This is a genomic window from Lacisediminihabitans sp. H27-G8 (assembly GCF_046156175.1).
GTDB lineage: Bacteria > Actinomycetota > Actinomycetes > Actinomycetales > Microbacteriaceae > Lacisediminihabitans.
Genome location: NZ_JAYLVL010000004.1, coordinates 154,696 through 169,764, shown reverse-complemented (window position 1 = coordinate 169,764; position 15,069 = coordinate 154,696). Strand labels below are relative to the sequence as shown.

General features: G+C 68.1%; 17 protein-coding genes. 1 reads left to right on the top strand and 16 read right to left on the bottom strand.

Annotated elements, in window-relative coordinates; translation table 11 throughout:
* Positions 1 to 7: 7 nt before the first annotated feature.
* The 14 genes from VLI63_RS13740 to VLI63_RS13675 all read right to left on the bottom strand — a co-directional run bounded on the left by VLI63_RS13740 (position 8) and on the right by VLI63_RS13675 (position 11,986).
* Positions 8 to 1,186 (bottom strand): DNA polymerase III subunit delta', encoded by a 1,179-nt coding sequence (locus VLI63_RS13740; protein WP_409157425.1) that lies wholly within the window; start codon positions 1,184 to 1,186, stop codon positions 8 to 10.
* A 42-nt stretch (positions 1,187 to 1,228) separates the two neighbouring features.
* Positions 1,229 to 1,474, bottom strand: coding sequence for a ferredoxin (locus tag VLI63_RS13735; protein ID WP_409157424.1), 246 nt, complete (start codon positions 1,472 to 1,474; stop codon positions 1,229 to 1,231).
* Positions 1,467 to 2,726, bottom strand: a complete 1,260-nt coding sequence (locus VLI63_RS13730) for an NADH-ubiquinone oxidoreductase-F iron-sulfur binding region domain-containing protein (protein WP_409157423.1) — start codon at positions 2,724 to 2,726, stop codon at positions 1,467 to 1,469. Before VLI63_RS13730 ends, VLI63_RS13735 begins: the two co-directional genes overlap by 8 nt.
* Positions 2,723 to 3,280 (bottom strand): ferric reductase-like transmembrane domain-containing protein, encoded by a 558-nt coding sequence (locus VLI63_RS13725; RefSeq protein WP_409157422.1) that lies wholly within the window; start codon positions 3,278 to 3,280, stop codon positions 2,723 to 2,725. The genes VLI63_RS13730 and VLI63_RS13725 overlap by 4 nt, the downstream gene beginning before the upstream one ends.
* On the bottom strand, positions 3,273 to 4,223 hold the full coding sequence (locus VLI63_RS13720; RefSeq protein ID WP_409157421.1) for an FAD:protein FMN transferase: 951 nt from the start codon (positions 4,221 to 4,223) through the stop codon (positions 3,273 to 3,275). The genes VLI63_RS13725 and VLI63_RS13720 overlap by 8 nt, the downstream gene beginning before the upstream one ends.
* A gap of 4 nt (positions 4,224 to 4,227) precedes the next feature.
* The gene (locus VLI63_RS13715) at positions 4,228 to 4,509 is read right to left on the bottom strand and encodes a hypothetical protein (RefSeq protein ID WP_409157420.1); all 282 of its coding nucleotides are present in this window, start codon (positions 4,507 to 4,509) and stop codon (positions 4,228 to 4,230) included.
* Between the two features lie 223 nt (positions 4,510 to 4,732).
* A complete protein-coding gene (locus VLI63_RS13710) occupies positions 4,733 to 5,128 on the bottom strand; it encodes a hypothetical protein (protein WP_409157419.1) in 396 nt (131 codons plus the stop codon).
* A gap of 111 nt (positions 5,129 to 5,239) precedes the next feature.
* Entirely contained in the window at positions 5,240 to 5,872 is a 633-nt protein-coding gene (gene tmk, locus VLI63_RS13705; protein ID WP_409157418.1) for a dTMP kinase, read from the bottom strand.
* 8 nt (positions 5,873 to 5,880) lie between these two features.
* A complete protein-coding gene (topA, locus tag VLI63_RS13700; protein WP_409157417.1) occupies positions 5,881 to 8,775 on the bottom strand; it encodes a type I DNA topoisomerase in 2,895 nt (964 codons plus the stop codon).
* A gap of 164 nt (positions 8,776 to 8,939) precedes the next feature.
* A complete protein-coding gene (locus VLI63_RS13695) occupies positions 8,940 to 9,341 on the bottom strand; it encodes an Rv3654c family TadE-like protein (protein WP_409157416.1) in 402 nt (133 codons plus the stop codon).
* Positions 9,342 to 9,385: 44 nt separating this feature from the next.
* Positions 9,386 to 9,715: a TadE/TadG family type IV pilus assembly protein gene (locus tag VLI63_RS13690; protein ID WP_409157415.1), complete on the bottom strand. Its 330-nt coding sequence runs from the start codon at positions 9,713 to 9,715 to the stop codon at positions 9,386 to 9,388.
* 13 nt (positions 9,716 to 9,728) lie between these two features.
* Complete coding sequence (locus VLI63_RS13685; protein WP_409157414.1) at positions 9,729 to 9,998, bottom strand: DUF4244 domain-containing protein; 270 nt, start codon at positions 9,996 to 9,998, stop codon at positions 9,729 to 9,731.
* A gap of 13 nt (positions 9,999 to 10,011) precedes the next feature.
* Positions 10,012 to 10,944 (bottom strand): type II secretion system F family protein, encoded by a 933-nt coding sequence (locus VLI63_RS13680; RefSeq protein WP_409157413.1) that lies wholly within the window; start codon positions 10,942 to 10,944, stop codon positions 10,012 to 10,014.
* The gene (locus VLI63_RS13675) at positions 10,931 to 11,986 is read right to left on the bottom strand and encodes a TadA family conjugal transfer-associated ATPase (RefSeq protein ID WP_409157412.1); all 1,056 of its coding nucleotides are present in this window, start codon (positions 11,984 to 11,986) and stop codon (positions 10,931 to 10,933) included. Before VLI63_RS13675 ends, VLI63_RS13680 begins: the two co-directional genes overlap by 14 nt.
* A gap of 368 nt (positions 11,987 to 12,354) precedes the next feature.
* On the opposite strand from VLI63_RS13675, the gene acs reads away from it, so the two are divergent.
* Positions 12,355 to 14,325 carry an acetate--CoA ligase gene (gene acs, locus VLI63_RS13670; RefSeq protein WP_409157411.1) on the top strand — a complete coding sequence of 657 codons (1,971 nt, stop codon included), beginning with the start codon at positions 12,355 to 12,357 and terminating at the stop codon, positions 14,323 to 14,325.
* 112 nt (positions 14,326 to 14,437) lie between these two features.
* Here acs and VLI63_RS13665 read toward each other — a convergent pair whose 3' ends face one another.
* Positions 14,438 to 14,899, bottom strand: a complete 462-nt coding sequence (locus VLI63_RS13665) for a RidA family protein (RefSeq protein ID WP_409157410.1) — start codon at positions 14,897 to 14,899, stop codon at positions 14,438 to 14,440.
* Positions 14,899 to 15,060 (bottom strand): hypothetical protein, encoded by a 162-nt coding sequence (locus VLI63_RS13660; protein WP_185202409.1) that lies wholly within the window; start codon positions 15,058 to 15,060, stop codon positions 14,899 to 14,901. The genes VLI63_RS13665 and VLI63_RS13660 overlap by 1 nt, the downstream gene beginning before the upstream one ends.
* Between the last annotated feature and the right edge of the window lie 9 nt (positions 15,061 to 15,069).

The window sequence follows — 15,069 nt, the reverse complement described above, 5'->3', positions numbered from 1 at the left end:
GAATCCCTCAGCGAGCGGTGGAGATCAGCATGGCTTCGAGGGCGAGGGCCGGGGCCACGTTTCCCTCGATGCGCTTGCGAGCAGTGGCGATGGCGTCCATCGTGGCGAGCGTCTCGGCGGCCGTCGAAGCGGCACTCGCGGTAGTCAGCCGGGAGAGGATCGCCAGGTTGATCGGTTCGGTATCGACTCCCAGCTGCAGCAGCAGGATGTCCCGGTACAGCGAGAGCAGATCGACCATGATGCGGTCGATGCCGTCGCGAAGGCTGCGGGTGGCGCGCCTCTTCTGGTCCTCCTCGAGCGTGCGCAACTGGGCGCGGAGGGCCGGAGGGATCGTGCCGCCCGGCTCGATCCCGAGGGATCGCAGCGCACTTTCGCGCTCCTCGGCATCGCGCTCCTCTGTGATGGCCTTGGCGTCTTGCCCGGCGAGCTCGAGGAGCTTCGCCGCGGCGATCACCGCCCCCGAGACGGTATGGATGCCGAGCGCGATATCGAGGGTCTGCTCGCGACGGCGGCGGGCATCCTCATTGGTGGCGAGGCGGTGGGCCATGCCGATGTGACTCTGCGACTCGCGGGCAGCCCGGGTGGCTGTGGCGATGTCAACGTCGTCGCGCTGGGCGATGAGTTCTGCGACCTCGGCGACATCCGGAACCCGCAGTCGAACGGTGCGCACCCGGGAACGGATGGTCGGGAGCAGGTCTGCTTCACTCGGCGCGCAGAGGATCCACACGGTTCTCGGCGGCGGCTCCTCGAGCGCCTTCAGCAAGACGTTGGAGGTGCGCTCCTGCATGCGATCGGCGTCCTCGATGACGATCACGCGATAGCGGCTCACCGAGGGAGAGAAGTTGGAGCTGGAGACCAGTCGGCGCACATCGTCCATCTTGATGATCACGCCCTCGGTGCTGAGCACCGCGAGGTCGGGGTGAGTGCGGGCGGCGACCTGCCGGCGGGTGGCCTCGTCGCCGTCGCCAGGCTCGACGCCGCCGCCGTTCGCGGGCGGACTGAGCAGGGCGGTCGCGAAGGCGTAGGCCAGGTTCGATCGTCCGGAGCCGGGTGGGCCCGAGATGAGCCAGGAGTGGGTCATCGCCGAGTCGCCGATGGGCGAATCACCCAGCGTCGAGTCGGCTGCGGCAGCGCGGAAGATCGCGATCGCCTCCGACTGGCCGGTCAATTCGTCCCACACGGTCATGGGGCTAAGCCTAAGTGGAGCGGCTGACCGGAGCCGCCCGCGCTAGCGGTGGGAGCCAACGATGGTGAGGGCCAACAGGGGGCACAGCGCGACGGCATCCGTCGCCGCATCCAGGTGTCGGGGCCCGATCGTGACGTCGGACCGGGCTGCCGGCGCACCGGTGATCGCCACCGGATAGCCCCACTTGTCACGAGCGAGAAGCTCCGGCAGCAGTTCGGTGCAGAGACCGCGGCCGTCGCACCGCGTCCAATCGATGTGGAGCGCGGGACCGGGAGGTGGCTCAGCCATCGCTTCTCCGCGACGGCTGCGCGGCACGCAGGCACCTTCCGGTGAGATGGGCATCCACATCGGCCGCAAACACCGACAGCGTGCTCAGCACGAGACCGGCGGTGCCATCGGGATGGTGGCATGAGCCTCGCCCGATCACCGATTCGGTGAGGGCCTCGAGCTGGCGACGAAGGCCGCGCTCGCGATCCCCCGTAGCCAGGCGTTCGAGAATGCTCGCCATCTCCGGCAGGCCGAACAGGCACGGGCCGCACTGCTTCGCCGATTCGCCCGCGAGATAGTGCACGATCGATGCCGAAGCGACAAGGGGGCACTCGTGCCGTCCGAGCACGTACAGGATGCCGGCGCCGGGTCGGGCTCCGAGCGGTGCAAGGCCGCCGGCCGAGAGGTTCGCGGAGAGGTTCGCTCGCGCGATCCAGGCCCCGTGGTATCCCCCGACGAGCACCGCCGCGACGCTATCGAGGGACACACCACAGGACTCGAGGATGTCGGCGATTGACGTGTGGCCCGCGACCTCCATCACCCGCTCCTGCGGCACGAACCCCGACACCGTCACCAACCGGGTCCCGGGGTCTCGCTCGGATCCGAGCGACCGGAACCACGCTGCCCCGAATCGGGCTATGAGCCCCACCTGAGCGAGCGTCTCCACATTGTGCACGAGCGTGGGAAGCCGCCGGAGCCCCGTCGTCGTGAGTCGAACGATCCGATCGGTCGGAAGAGCGATCCCGTTCTCGATGGCATTGACGACCGCGCTCGCTTCACCGGAGATGAAACTGTCTTTCGCTTCGACGAAGGCGATCGACCGGGCATCCTTGCGTTCCCGCGCGGCGGCTCGCGCATAGTCGATCGAACCGGCCGGCGCGTAGAGGTAGAGCTTCGACGCTCCCACCGCGGCACCGGCGGCGAGGAGCCCGTCGATCACCAGGTGTGGAGCGTGTCGCAGGAGAGTCGAATCCTTGATACTCCGCGGCTCCCCCTCCGCTCCGTTCGCGATGACGACCGGGCTGCGAGCCCAGAGTCGGTCGCCCGGACGGGTCACCGCGCCGACCTTGCGTGCGACCGGGAATCCCGCCCCACCCCGCCCCGAGAGCCCGGATCGCGCCAGCTCATCCACCAGCCCCGGTGCGAGGCTGGAGGGCGCCATCGCACCGAATGTTGCGAGGTGCGTGCGATAGTCGGCATCCTGGCCGGCCAGGAAGAGCCGGTTGAGCCCCCCGGGCGGTCGGACCGCCCCCGCCACTGCCGTGCCGCTCATCGGAGTGACCGCGCCCGGGCCGTTGCCGTTTCGAGGAACCGCACCGAGGTGCGCCACATCACCGAGACGATGACGGCGAGGGTGCAGGCGGCCGCGATGATCAGGAACCAGCCGCTCGTGCCATTGGTGCCGTTGCCGATGGCGTGGGCCATCGCGACCGGCCACATCGCATAGGTGAACCAGTGCACGAAGGTGGCGACTCGCACCCCGATCCTCCGACGGAGCAGGCTCGTGACCACGATGGCGATCACCAGATCGAGGGCCACGGTGCCGAGACCCTGCCAGAACGGCTTGAACACCCCACGGAACGGAACGAGGATGTCGACCACCGTCAGCTTCGCGTAGGTGTCGAGCAGCAGCGTGCCCACGTGGAGCACGAGGAAGGTGCTCGCGATCAGCGCGACATTGCGATGGACGAGAGAGATCGAGAATCGCGGCAGACCGGGAAGCGGGCGACCCGACCGCGTGATGATCCCGAGCACGACGGAGGCGGTGAACAGGAGGATCGAGACGACGCCGCTGACCCGCCCGAAGGCCCACAGCAGCTCAGACATCCCCCACTACCACCAGGTGCGCCTGCGACACTTCCGTCGGCCACGAGCCGGTGGTGATGACGCGCCCGGCGCGGTCCACCAGCCTCGCACTCACCCCCGAGCCCTCGAGCCAGGAGACAGCGGCGTGGCCGCGCACTATCGAGGCGGTGCTGTAGGCATTTGCCAGGAGGCAGTCGCCGGCAGCGACGGAGACACTGCGCCAGACCGGCTCCACCGGGAGTCCGGATCGAGGGTCGAGGATGTGGTGACGCAGGTATCCGCCCTGTGCCCAGGTGCGCCTCTGGGTGCTGGAGGTCGCGATCGCCGCGCCCTCGCCGACCGACACCTGCTGGGCGGGGTCCGCGGCGAGGTCCTGCACGAGCACCTGCCATCCGCCCGGAAGGGGAGCGCCAGAGGTCTTGAGGTCGCCGCCGATGTTCACCAGCACGGAGCATCCGAGTCGCGTCGCCACCCTCTCTGCGGCGAGGTCGACAGCGATCGCCTTTGCGGTCGCCCCGAGGTCGAGCGCCAGGTCGGCGGGCACTCTGAGACGCCGCTGTTCGAGCATCACGCGCGTCCAGCCCGGGGTGCGCCGCGTGACCACGGTCACTCGCGGATCGATCTGCTCGCCGGGCACCGCGGTCGGCAGCTCCGACAGGTCGCGGTCGTAGCCGACGGCCCGAAGGGCGCTCCCGAGAGTGGGGTCGACATCCCCCTCGGTGAGCGCGGCAACATCGAGGGCGGACCGCACGAGGCGTGCAAGCAGCTCGCTCACGTCGGCTCCGCCGGGCAGTTGCGAGGCGACGATCGACAGCTCGGAATCGGGACGAAACCGGCTGCACGCCTGGGAGACGTCATCCATGACCTGCCGGACGATGCTTTCTGCGAGCTCGACATCGACGGATGCCGACACCACGACGGAGACATCGCAGCTCCAGTCGCGCCAATCGCGGCGCACGGTCATCAGTTCACGACCCGGATGACTGCGCGTGGGAGCCGCCGCCCTGACCCGGACCGACGGGCGTGACCTGCTGCTGCTGCTGCGTGAATCCCCCGTCGTCGTTGCGTTGGTTCGAGACGTCTGGGCTCTGGTTCGTGCCATCCTGCTCGCTGGTGCTGCCGGGCGAATTGTGGCTCACCGTCTGCTGCCAGAGGGCGATCGACGCGACTCCGGTGACCGCGAGGCTGACGACACCGACACTCGTGGTGACACGCAGGGCTAGCCTCTTGCCCTCTGCCCGAATACTCATGTCACCCTCGCTCTCTTCTCGATCACTTCTCGATCACCGTGCCGCACACGCTCCCACCCGATTCTCTGCACTTGCTTGGATAGTCAGGTGTAGATGCTGACAGCATCCGGAGACATCCCGGATACCCCGAACACCCGCGAACGGTCGGCAGGAGCATGCACCGTCGACGATGCCATCGGCGCCACCAGAATCGTCTAAGACTGCGGTCTGGCTCGGGGGACTCTCAGGACCCGCCCGACTTCGAATGCGGGGGTGGCGGGGGCGCAGGCGCGGGCTGCGCCGGCGCGACCGGGGCTGGCGCCGGGACGACCGGGGCTGGGCGCGGCGCCACCGGGGCCGGGGCGACGACCGCAGGCGCCACCGGGGCCGGGTCGCTCGAGGGCACGATGCGTGGGGAGGGCGTCGCGCTCATCGTCGGCGCGGGAAGAGGCGGTGGAGCAGTGGATTGCGCGGGTGACACCGCCGGCACCAGCGCGGCGGCCACGCGCGCCTTCGCCTTGGCCACCAGAGTGTCCTGCCACAGCACGACCGACCCGGCGGTCGTCGCCACCAGGCTGGTCACGCCCACGACGGTCGTGATTGTCGCGGCGATTCGTCTTCCCCTGCGATGCAGCCCCATCCGGTGCCCTCCCTCTCGGTACGCCAAGGCTCGCAGCATCCTCTGTAAGGAATCGCTAAGAATCGCCGTGCGTGAGTTGCGAGTGAGACCGGTTGCGAGCAGCGGCGCAGGTCAGCCGAGAAGTGCAGTGACCCGATCGCGGATGGCGGCGGCGATCGACTCGATCGAGTCGGTTGCCGGAAGCACGAGGAAGCGCTCCGGGTCGGCCGCCGCGAGCGCGAGGAATCCGGCGCGCACCCGCGCGTGGAACTCGCCATGCTCGGCCTCGAGCCGGTCGTACGCGGTGCGTGCCTGGTCAAGCCGCTGCCGACCGATCGCCTCATCGAGGTCGAGCAGGATGGTCAGGTTCGGCATGAATCCTTCGGTCGCCCAGAGGGAGATGTCCCGCACCTCCGTGGGGTCGAGCACCCGCCCGGCGCCCTGATAGGCCACGGAGGAGTCGAGGTAGCGGTCCTGGATGACGATCTCGCCGCGCTCGACGGCCGGGCGCACCTTCGTGGCGATATTGTGTGCGCGATCTGCCGCATAGATCAGGGCCTCGGCGCGCGGGGCGATATGCCCTCGCCGATGGAGCACGATCTCGCGCAGCTCGAGCCCGAGCTCGGTTCCACCCGGCTCGCGCGAGCGCTCGACCGCGTGACCGGATGCCGTGAGCCAGTCGGCGAGCAGGCTCGCCTGGGTCGATTTGCCCGATCCGTCCCCGCCCTCGAAGGTGATGAACAGGCCGGTTACGCTGCGATCCACCCGGGCGCCTACTGCGCAGACTCGGAGGTGACGGGCGACTTCGCTGCGACCGTCCGCTTCGCTACCGGCTTCTTCGCCGCCGGCTTCGAGGCGACAGCGCTTTTCACGACGGCTTTCTTCACCACGGCCTTTTTCACCACGGGCTTCTTGACGGCGGGCTTCTTCGCTGCCGGCTTCTTGGCAGCGGTCTTCTTGACCGTCGGACCCTTTGCACGCTTGTCGGCCAGCATCTGCACCGCGCGCTCGAAGTCGATCTCCTCGATCGTCTCGCCGCGCGGAATCGTCACATTGGTGACGCCGTCGGTGACGTAGGCGCCGAAACGCCCGTCCTTGATGCGGATCGGCTTGCCGCTCTCGGGATCGGCATCGAACTCCTTGAGCGCACTGGATGCCCGGCGCGCGCCGTACTTCGGCTGCGCGTACAGTTCGATGGCCCCGGGAAGGTCGATCTCGAAGATCTGGTCCTCTTCGGTGAGCGAGCGGGTGTCGGCACCCTTCTTGAGATATGGGCCGAACTTGCCGTTCTGGGCGGTGATCTCCTCGCCGCTCTCGGGGTCCTGGCCGACGATGCGGGGCAGGGAGAGCAGGCGAAGCGCTGTGTCGATATCGACGGTCGCGAGATCCATCGACTTGAAGATGGATGCGGTGCGCGCCTTCACCGCCGCTGCCTTCTTCGGCGCGGCCCGCTTCTTCTTCGGCTCGATGATCTCGCCGGTGGCGGGATCGACGACCGGCTCCGCTGCCGGGGTCTCGACCGCTTCGACGACGGGTTCGGGATCCACCTCGGTGATGTACGGCCCAAAACGACCGTCCTTGGCGACGACGTTCTTGCCGTTCTCGGGGTTGACCCCGATCACCCGGTCCACCACGACCGGTGCATCGATCAGCTCATGGGCCTTCACGATGGTGAGCTCGTCGGGGGCGAGCTCCGGCGGGATGTTCACGCGACGCGGTGTCGCCTCGGGGGCTGCATCCTCATCCACGACTTCGAGGTAGGGACCGTACTTGCCGATGCGCAGCGTGACCTCGTCGTCGAGCTTTATCGAGTTGATGCTCTTCGCGTCGATCTCACCGAGGTTGTCGATGACGCTGCGCAAGCCGCGGTGCTTCTCGCTGCCGAAATAGAAGCTGTTGAGCCAGTCGACCCGGTCTTCCTTGCCATCGGCGATGCGGTCGAGGTCATCCTCCATGCCCGCGGTGAAGTGATACTCCACCAGGTCGGAGAAGAACTCCTCGAGCAGCCGCACGACCGAGAAGGCGATCCAGTTCGGCACCAGCGCTGTGCCGCGTGGCGTGACATACCCGCGGTCGATGATGGTCGAGATGATCGACGCGTAGGTGGACGGGCGCCCGATCCCCAACTCTTCGAGGGTCTTCACGAGGCTCGCCTCGGTGTACCGGGGCGGCGCGCTGGTCTCGTGGCCCTTGGCCTCGACATCCGCGACGGTCAGTTTCTGGCCGACGGTCAGCGGAGGCAGTTTCGCCTCGGCGGGCTCGGCAGTATCGTTGCGCTCCTCATCCCGGCTCTCCTCATAGGCCTGGAGGAATCCGCGGAACGTGATGACCGTGCCACTGGCCGCGAACTCGGCCATCGTCGTGCCCTGCACGGGACCGGCGGTGATGACCACGGACGCGGTCATGCCCTTGGCATCGGCCATCTGCGAGGCGACGGTGCGCTTCCAGATGAGGTCGTAGAGCTTCCAGTCGTTGCCCCGCAGTGTGCCCTCGAGCTGGGACGGAGTGCGGAAGGTATCCCCGGCCGGCCGGATCGCCTCGTGCGCTTCCTGGGCGTTCTTGCTCTTGCTGGCGTAGGTCCGCGGCTTCTCGGAGACGCTCTCCGCGCCGTAGAGGGATGCCGCCTGGCTGCGGGCGGCAGACAACGCCTGCTGCGACAGATTGAGAGAGTCGGTACGCATATAGGTGATGTACCCGTTTTCGTACAGCCCCTGCGCAACACTCATCGTCTGGCGGGCGGAGAAACGCAGCTTGCGCGCGGCCTCCTGCTGCAGGGTGGAGGTGCTGAAGGGCGCCGCCGGGCGACGGGTGTACGGCTTGGAATCGACCGAAGAGACGATCACCGGCACGGCGGGATCGCGCAGCGCCTCGGCGAGTGCGGTCGCGGCCTGCTCGTCGAGCGCGACGGCATCCGCCTTGCCGCTCGTGGATGCCTTGAGCTGGCCCTTGTCGTCGAAGTCGCGGCCGGTGGCGACGCGAACCCCGTCGAGGCGGGCGAGACGGGATTCGAACGGGCTGGAGGAATCGGAGGCTGCGAGCAGCGCCGAGAGGTCCCAGTAGCCGGCCGCGACGAAGGCGAGACGTTCGCGCTCCCGGTCGACGACGAGACGGGTGGCGGCGGACTGCACGCGACCGGCGGAGAGCCCGGGACCGACCTTGCGCCACAGCACCGGCGAGATCTCGTAGCCGTAGAGACGGTCGAGGATGCGCCGGGTCTCCTGCGCGTCGACGAGAGCGGTATCGATGTCGCGGGTGTTGTCGCGGGCACGTTCGATCGCCTCTTTGGTGATCTCGTGGAACACCATGCGCTTGACCGGGACCTTGGGCTTCAGCTCGTCGAGGAGGTGCCACGCGATGGCTTCACCCTCGCGGTCCTCATCAGTTGCGAGGTAGAGCTCGTCGGCACCCTTGAGCGCGCGCTTCAGTTCGGCGACCGTCTTCTTCTTCTGATCAGACACCACGTAGTAGGGGAGGAAGCCGTTCTCGACGTCGATGGAGAACTTGCCGAGAGATCCCTTCTTGAGCTCCGGCGGCAGGTTTTTCGGCTCGATGAGGTCGCGGATGTGACCGACCGAGGCCAGCACCTCGTATCCGTCGCCCAGGTACTGGGCAATCGTCTTCGCCTTCGCGGGCGACTCGACTATGACCAGCTTCTTCGTGCCAGGCACTTGACTCCTTGACTACTGCGACTGCCGCCGCCTCTATGGGTCTCCGGGTGAAACGAAACCTCGCCCAGCCTAGGGCGGCCCCGCTGATGCTCTTCACCGGGCATCGGAGATATCGGTGGTGGTCCCGACACGCACACCATACACACAGAAACCTGACGGCCGCTTCATCCACCACCCCCAGTTAGCCCGGCTCGCTCCGCTATCTCACTGGGCGGACGCCCCGCGGTGGCACGGGCGGACACCACGAAACCGAGCACCGAGGCCGTGACACGCACGGTCGCGGTGGTGTCCTCGACGAGGCATCCGTCCAGTCGTGTCGTGTTCGCGACAGCGACGGTGGATGCCGTCTCACACGGGCTTCCCGAGCGGATGCCCACCGCGACATCCGCCGCGGCGAGCGCCGCCGCATCCGCCGCCCCGGCCGCGCGCTGCTGCACCGAAAACACTGTCACGACCGGCAACAGAAGGGAGAACAGCATCAGCATCGCCGCGACGATTGCGACGGCGAGCACCGATCCGGACCCGCTTTCGCCCTCGATCGCCCACGTCATCAGGGAGCGGTGCATCGAAGAGCGCCGCATCAGAAATCGCCGCATCAGAAATCGCCGCATCAGCGTCCGCCGTCTAGCGCACAGCTCACGGCGCTCACCGTGACCGCACCGATCACCCCCGCGGCGCTGGAACCGGGAGCGGATGCCGTGACGCAGGCGAACTCTCCCCGGTGCTCCACCCGAAGGGTCGCTCCCCGCACGAGACCGCCCGCGGCGCCGACCGGCTCGCCGCGGGCGACCGCGCGCGCTGCCATCGCCGCCACCTGCTGGAGCCTCAGCTGCTGGCTGGAGAGCTGCAGCCCGCCCAGGCAGGCAGCCAGCACCAGCAGCGCAGCCGGGATGACCGTGGCGAACTCCGCCGTCACACTGCCCCGCTCGGCGTCGGCCAACCTGCGCGCCACCTCACCCGGTGAACGTGAGCGCACGATGCACGAGCTCGGTGAGCATCCCCCGCACCTCGTCGCTGCGCAGGATGGCGACGAGCAGCCCCGCGAATCCGACAGCGGCCAGCGTGGCAATTGCGTATTCGGCGGTCGCCGCCCCGTCTTCTTCGTGGAGCCTCGAACGCAGTTTCTTCCCCATCGACCATTCCTTCCGTGAATTGCCCGGCGGGCTGCCGTGCACCATCAGCGTGCAGCCGGAGGCGACTGCCAGGTGTCGGCGCTCGTCCATCGGTGCACCGGCGTCACAACCCGGTCACTGTGGACGAGAGGACGGCGATGAGCAGCGGCGCCACCCCGAGCACCATGAAGGCGGGGAGGATGCACACGCCGAGCGGCAGCATGAGCGTGACCCCGAGCGTCGCGGCCGCCCGCTCCCCCGCGCTCCGGGCGGAACGGCGAGCCTCGACCGCCTCCGCGTGCAACAATGCCGCCGCCGGCACGCCCGCCCTTCGACTGAGTTCGAGCACCTCCGCGATCGCCGCGTCGCTGTCGTCGGGATCGATGCCGCAGACCTCGCGAGCATCCGCGACCGCACGCTCCGCCCGCGACAGTGATGCGCCGCCCGACACCGCGATCGCCATGAGGTCGAGCGCGAGGCCCGGGGTGAGGTTGGTCGGCCGGGCCCCGCGGAGCAGCCGCCGGTTCCACAGCTGGGCCAGCACGATCAGCAGTGTTCCGAGTGCGAGACACACCAGCCCGGGCGGCGTGGCGAAGAGCACGTGGAGCGAGTCGAACCCGAGGGCCAGGCCGAACAGGATTCCCACGAGCGGCAGCACCATCACCATTCGGGCCGTCGCCACCGGACCGGCGAGCGCCGTTTCGACATCCCGCTGGTTCTGGGCGAGTGAACGGAGCGTTGCGGACAGTTCGGAGAGGGTCGGTGCCAGCGGTGCGCCTGCATCGGTGGCGACGAGCCACGCAGCGGCGAGACCGCGCCAGGCCGCACGATCCGCGCGACGCGCTGAGGCGACAGAGACGATCGCGTCAGTGACCGATCCACCGCGGGCCGCGACATCGGCCACTGCTCGGGCTCCGGCGGCGGCGGGGCCCCGGGCGGCTTCCGCGACATACGCCCAGCCCGATGCGGGAGCGACTCCCGCGGCGAGCAGCACTCCGAGGCGCTGCACGACGGCGGCGAGCGGTTCGAGATCGGCCGGGCGGTCACGCCTCGCCATGGGACTCCACCATGCACAGGCGATCGCGCCGATCGAGCGCGAATCGCCCGATCTGCGCCAACCGCCTGGTGTCGCGATCGCGCTCGAGGTGCAACACGGTGCCGATCGCACTCACCGTCTGCCTCGCGATGGCCGTCGCGGTCATCCCGGCGAGCGCACCGAGCGCTTCGATGCGCGCGGGCACATCGTCCAGGGAGTTGGCATGCAGGGTGCCCGCTCCCCCGTCGTGACCGGTGTTGAGCGCCGCGAGCAGCTCCCGGATCTCCGCGCCGCGACACTCACCGAGTACGAGGCGGTCGGGGCGCATCCGCAAGGCCTCCCGCACCAGGCGTTCGAGACCGAGGTGCCCGGCACCCTCCAGATTCGCTTGGCGGGCCTCGAGTGAGACGAAGTGCGGATGCGTCACCCGCAGCTCTCCGACATCCTCGATGGCGATGATCCGATCGCCGGCGTGCGCACTCGAGAGCAACGCCGCGAGCAGTGTGGTCTTGCCGCTTCCGCCCGCTCCGGTGATGAGCAGGTTCTCGCGTCTGGCAACCAACTGCGACACGGTTCCGAGGTCAATCAGCGAGAAGAAGCCGGCCGCGTCGAGGTCAGCGAGCCCGAGTCTTTCCACCCGGGGAAGGCGGATAGAGAGGAGCGTGCCAGCCGGGGAGATCGGGGGAAGAACCGAGTGGATGCGGATGCCGTCGTGCAGTCGCACATCGACACAGGGAGTGGCTTCGTCGATGTGGCGTCCGCCCCGCCCGATCAGACGCACGGCGAGATCGCGCAGCACGCCTTCGTCCCATGCGAAGGGCTCCTGTCGCACGGCGCCGTGGCCGCGGTCGACCCAGACTTCCGTCGGCCCGTTCACGAAGACATCCGTGACCGCCGCGTCGGCGACGAAGTCGGAAAGCGGCCCGAATTCGTCGAGCTCGAAGCCGGCGAGAGTTCGCCGCCGCACGGTCGGTGCGGGCTCCGCCCCCGGCCGGCGTGCGACGAAACGCTCCTTGCCCGAGGCGAGCGATATGGACGGATCGAACGGAGCGGCGGACGGCATGACACGACGGTAGGGCCAACCCCCGGGGCATCCGGTGGCCTCGATCCCCGACCGGGGAGAACTCGCAACAAGGCACGCTGGGGGAGGAAGAGAGAGATGGGCGTTAAAAGAAGAGGGGCGGCGCCTGTTGGGGGGAACCGGCGCCGCCACAGCAACGCTGGATTGGGGGGAATCACTGCGCGTTGCTTATCGAATTTGCATTCAACGCCCCTAGTGTACTCCGGCAGAACCCCGGCGCAAGAGACAAACCCCCGCGATCAGGGGACACTCCCAGAATGGTCGCAACGGAGCGCAACCCGCGAGCGGCTTAGTATCGGATCACTACTCTGCTCGGGCATCGACGCCCGCCGCCTTCGCGAGGGATACCGATGTCCAACACTTCCATTGACAGCTTGCAGCACGAAGAGCGACGCTTCCCGCCCAGCCCGGAATTCCGAGCCGACGCGGTCGCAACCGCGGCCCTGTACAACGACGCCTTCGCCGATCGTCTCGCCTTCTGGGCCGCCCAGTCCCGCGAATTGCTTCACTGGAACAAGGACTTCACCAAGGACCTCGACTGGTCTAACGCCCCCTTCGCCACCTGGTTCGAAGACGGCGAGTTGAACGTCGCGTTCAACTGCCTCGACCGGCATGTGCTCGCCGGAAACGGCGACCGGATCGCCCTCCACTGGGAGGGAGAGCCCGGCGACAGCCGCGACATCAGCTACGCGGAACTCACCGCGGAGGTCAAGCGCGCGGCCAACCTTCTCACCTCCCTCGGCATCGAGAAGGGCGACCGTGTGGCGGTCTACCTTCCGATGATCCCGGAGGCCGTGATCGCGATGCTCGCCGTGGCCCGGATCGGAGCGGTTCACTCGGTGATCTTCGGCGGCTTCAGTGCCGACAGCATCCGTTCCCGCGTCGATGACGCGAGCGCCAAGCTCGTGATCACCGCGGACGGCGGATGGCGCAAGGGCAAGGTCAGCGCCCTGAAGCCCGCGGTGGATGCCGCCCTCGCCAAGGAAGGCGAACACACGGTCGAGAACGTGCTCGTCGTCAAACGCGGCGAGAACGAGATCGGCTGGGTCGAAGGTCGTGACCTCTGGTGGCACGAGGCGATGGCCGGCGTGGAGGCCGAACACGAGGCCGAGGGCTTCCCCGCCGAGACGCCGCTGTTCATCCTCTACACCTCCGGTACCACGGGCAAGCCGAAGGGCATCCTTCACACGAGCGGCGGCTACCTCACCCAGGCGGCGTTCACCCACAAGAACGTGTTCGACCTCAACCCGGCGACGGATGTCTACTGGTGCACCGCCGACGTGGGGTGGATCACCGGCCACAGCTACGTCGTCTACGGACCGCTCGCCAACGGTGCGACCCAGGTGCTCTACGAGGGCACCCCGGATGCGCCGCACGGCGGCCGGTGGTGGGAGATCATCCAGAAATACGGGGTGACCATCTTCTACACGGCACCCACCGCCATCCGCTCGTTCATGAAGCTCGGACGACAGGTGCCGGATGATTTCGACCTCAGCTCGCTGCGCGTGCTCGGCAGCGTGGGAGAGCCGATCAACCCGGAGGCCTGGGTCTGGTACCGCGATGTCATCGGTGGAGGAACGACTCCGATCGTCGACACCTGGTGGCAGACCGAGACCGGCGCGATCATGGTCTCAGCGCTGCCCGGCGTCACGATCCTGAAGCCGGGTTCCGCGCAGGTGGCGCTGCCGGGCATCTCGATCGATGTGCTCGATGAGGCGGGACATCCGGTGCCGGCCGGAGGCGGTGGACTTCTCGTCGTGACCGAGCCCTGGCCGTCGATGCTGCGCGGAATCTGGGGAGACCCGGATCGCTTCGTCGAAACCTACTGGTCGAAGTTCGCGGACGCCCCTGGCGGCCCGCTGTACTTCGCCGGCGACGGCGCCCGTCTCGACGAAGACGGCGACATCTGGCTGCTCGGACGCGTCGACGATGTGATGAACGTCTCCGGTCACCGCCTCTCGACCGCCGAGATCGAGTCGGCCCTCGTGTCGCATCCGATCGTCGCGGAGTCGGCGGTCGTCGGAGCCGCGGATGAGACGACCGGCCAGGCCGTCGTCGCCTTCGTGATCCTGCGCAGCGAACACGCTGAGGCCTACAGCGCGGATGACGCCAGTGCGCTGCTGCGCGGCCACGTCGCCGAGCAGATCGGTGCGATTGCCCGCCCGCGCGAGATCTTCATCGTCGCCGAATTACCGAAGACGCGCTCCGGCAAGATCATGCGGCGGCTGCTGCAGGATGTCGCGGAGGGCCGGGACATCGGCGATACGACCACGCTCGCCGACACGTCGGTCATGCAGATCATCAGCGACCGGCTGAAGTGATCTCGATACGCCCGCTGGGCGGCCTACTCGATCGCCGAATCACGGTGCTCGAGTACCGCCGTCCACGGCGGCTGGTCGAGTAGCGCCGTCTACGGCGCGTATCGAGACCGGCTCAAGCGAACTCGACGATCAACTCCACCTCGACCGGCGAGTCGAGCGGCAACACCGCCACGCCCACCGCGCTCCGGGCGTGCACCCCCCGGTCACCGAAGATCTCCCCGAGCAGTTCGGATGCCCCGTTGATGACGCCAGGCTGGCCGGTGAACGCCGGGTCGGACGACACGAAGCCGACGACCTTCACGACGCGGGTGACCCGATCCAGCGACCCGATCGCGGATTCCACGGCAGCGAGCGCGTTCAGCACACAGGTCGCGGCGTAGGTCTTGGCGTCCTCGGCAGTGACGGCCGCACCGACCTTGCCGGTAGCGGGAAGCGCACCTGCGGTGAAGGGCAGCTGCCCCGACGTGAACACGAGGTTGCCGCTGACGACAGCGGGGATGTAGACCCCGGCGGGAGCGGCGAGCGCGGGCAGTTCGAGCCCGAGCTCAGTCAGACGGTCGGCAATGACAGACATCAGTTCTCCTCGTTCTTGGCACGCTTCAGGTAGGCGACGAGGCCGCCTTCGGGTCCGGTGACCACCTGCACGAGCTCCCAGCCCTCCGAACCCCAGTTGTTCAGAATCGCGGCGGTATTGTGCACGATAAGCGGAGTGGTGACGTATTCCCACGTGGTCATCCCGGCATC

Bases quoted from the DNA above. Each gene is read 5' to 3' on its own strand.
- acs (WP_409157411.1), top strand. From the start codon at position 12,355: ATGTCCAACACTTCCATTGACAGCTTGCAGCACGAAGAGCGACGCTTC.
- VLI63_RS13735 (WP_409157424.1), bottom strand. From the start codon at position 1,474: ATGGCTGAGCCACCTCCCGGTCCCGCGCTCCACATCGATTGGACGCGG.
- VLI63_RS13720 (WP_409157421.1), bottom strand. From the start codon at position 4,223: ATGACCGTGCGCCGCGATTGGCGCGACTGGAGCTGCGATGTCTCCGTC.
- VLI63_RS13685 (WP_409157414.1), bottom strand. From the start codon at position 9,998: ATGGACGAGCGCCGACACCTGGCAGTCGCCTCCGGCTGCACGCTGATG.
- VLI63_RS13740 (WP_409157425.1), bottom strand. From the start codon at position 1,186: ATGACCGTGTGGGACGAATTGACCGGCCAGTCGGAGGCGATCGCGATC.
- VLI63_RS13725 (WP_409157422.1), bottom strand. From the start codon at position 3,280: ATGTCTGAGCTGCTGTGGGCCTTCGGGCGGGTCAGCGGCGTCGTCTCG.
- VLI63_RS13715 (WP_409157420.1), bottom strand. From the start codon at position 4,509: ATGAGTATTCGGGCAGAGGGCAAGAGGCTAGCCCTGCGTGTCACCACG.
- VLI63_RS13695 (WP_409157416.1), bottom strand. From the start codon at position 9,341: ATGCACCGCTCCCTGATGACGTGGGCGATCGAGGGCGAAAGCGGGTCC.
- VLI63_RS13710 (WP_409157419.1), bottom strand. From the start codon at position 5,128: ATGGGGCTGCATCGCAGGGGAAGACGAATCGCCGCGACAATCACGACC.
- VLI63_RS13675 (WP_409157412.1), bottom strand. From the start codon at position 11,986: ATGCCGTCCGCCGCTCCGTTCGATCCGTCCATATCGCTCGCCTCGGGC.
- VLI63_RS13660 (WP_185202409.1), bottom strand. From the start codon at position 15,060: ATGACCACGTGGGAATACGTCACCACTCCGCTTATCGTGCACAATACC.
- VLI63_RS13665 (WP_409157410.1), bottom strand. From the start codon at position 14,899: ATGTCTGTCATTGCCGACCGTCTGACTGAGCTCGGGCTCGAACTGCCC.
- VLI63_RS13680 (WP_409157413.1), bottom strand. From the start codon at position 10,944: ATGGCGAGGCGTGACCGCCCGGCCGATCTCGAACCGCTCGCCGCCGTC.
- VLI63_RS13730 (WP_409157423.1), bottom strand. From the start codon at position 2,726: ATGAGCGGCACGGCAGTGGCGGGGGCGGTCCGACCGCCCGGGGGGCTC.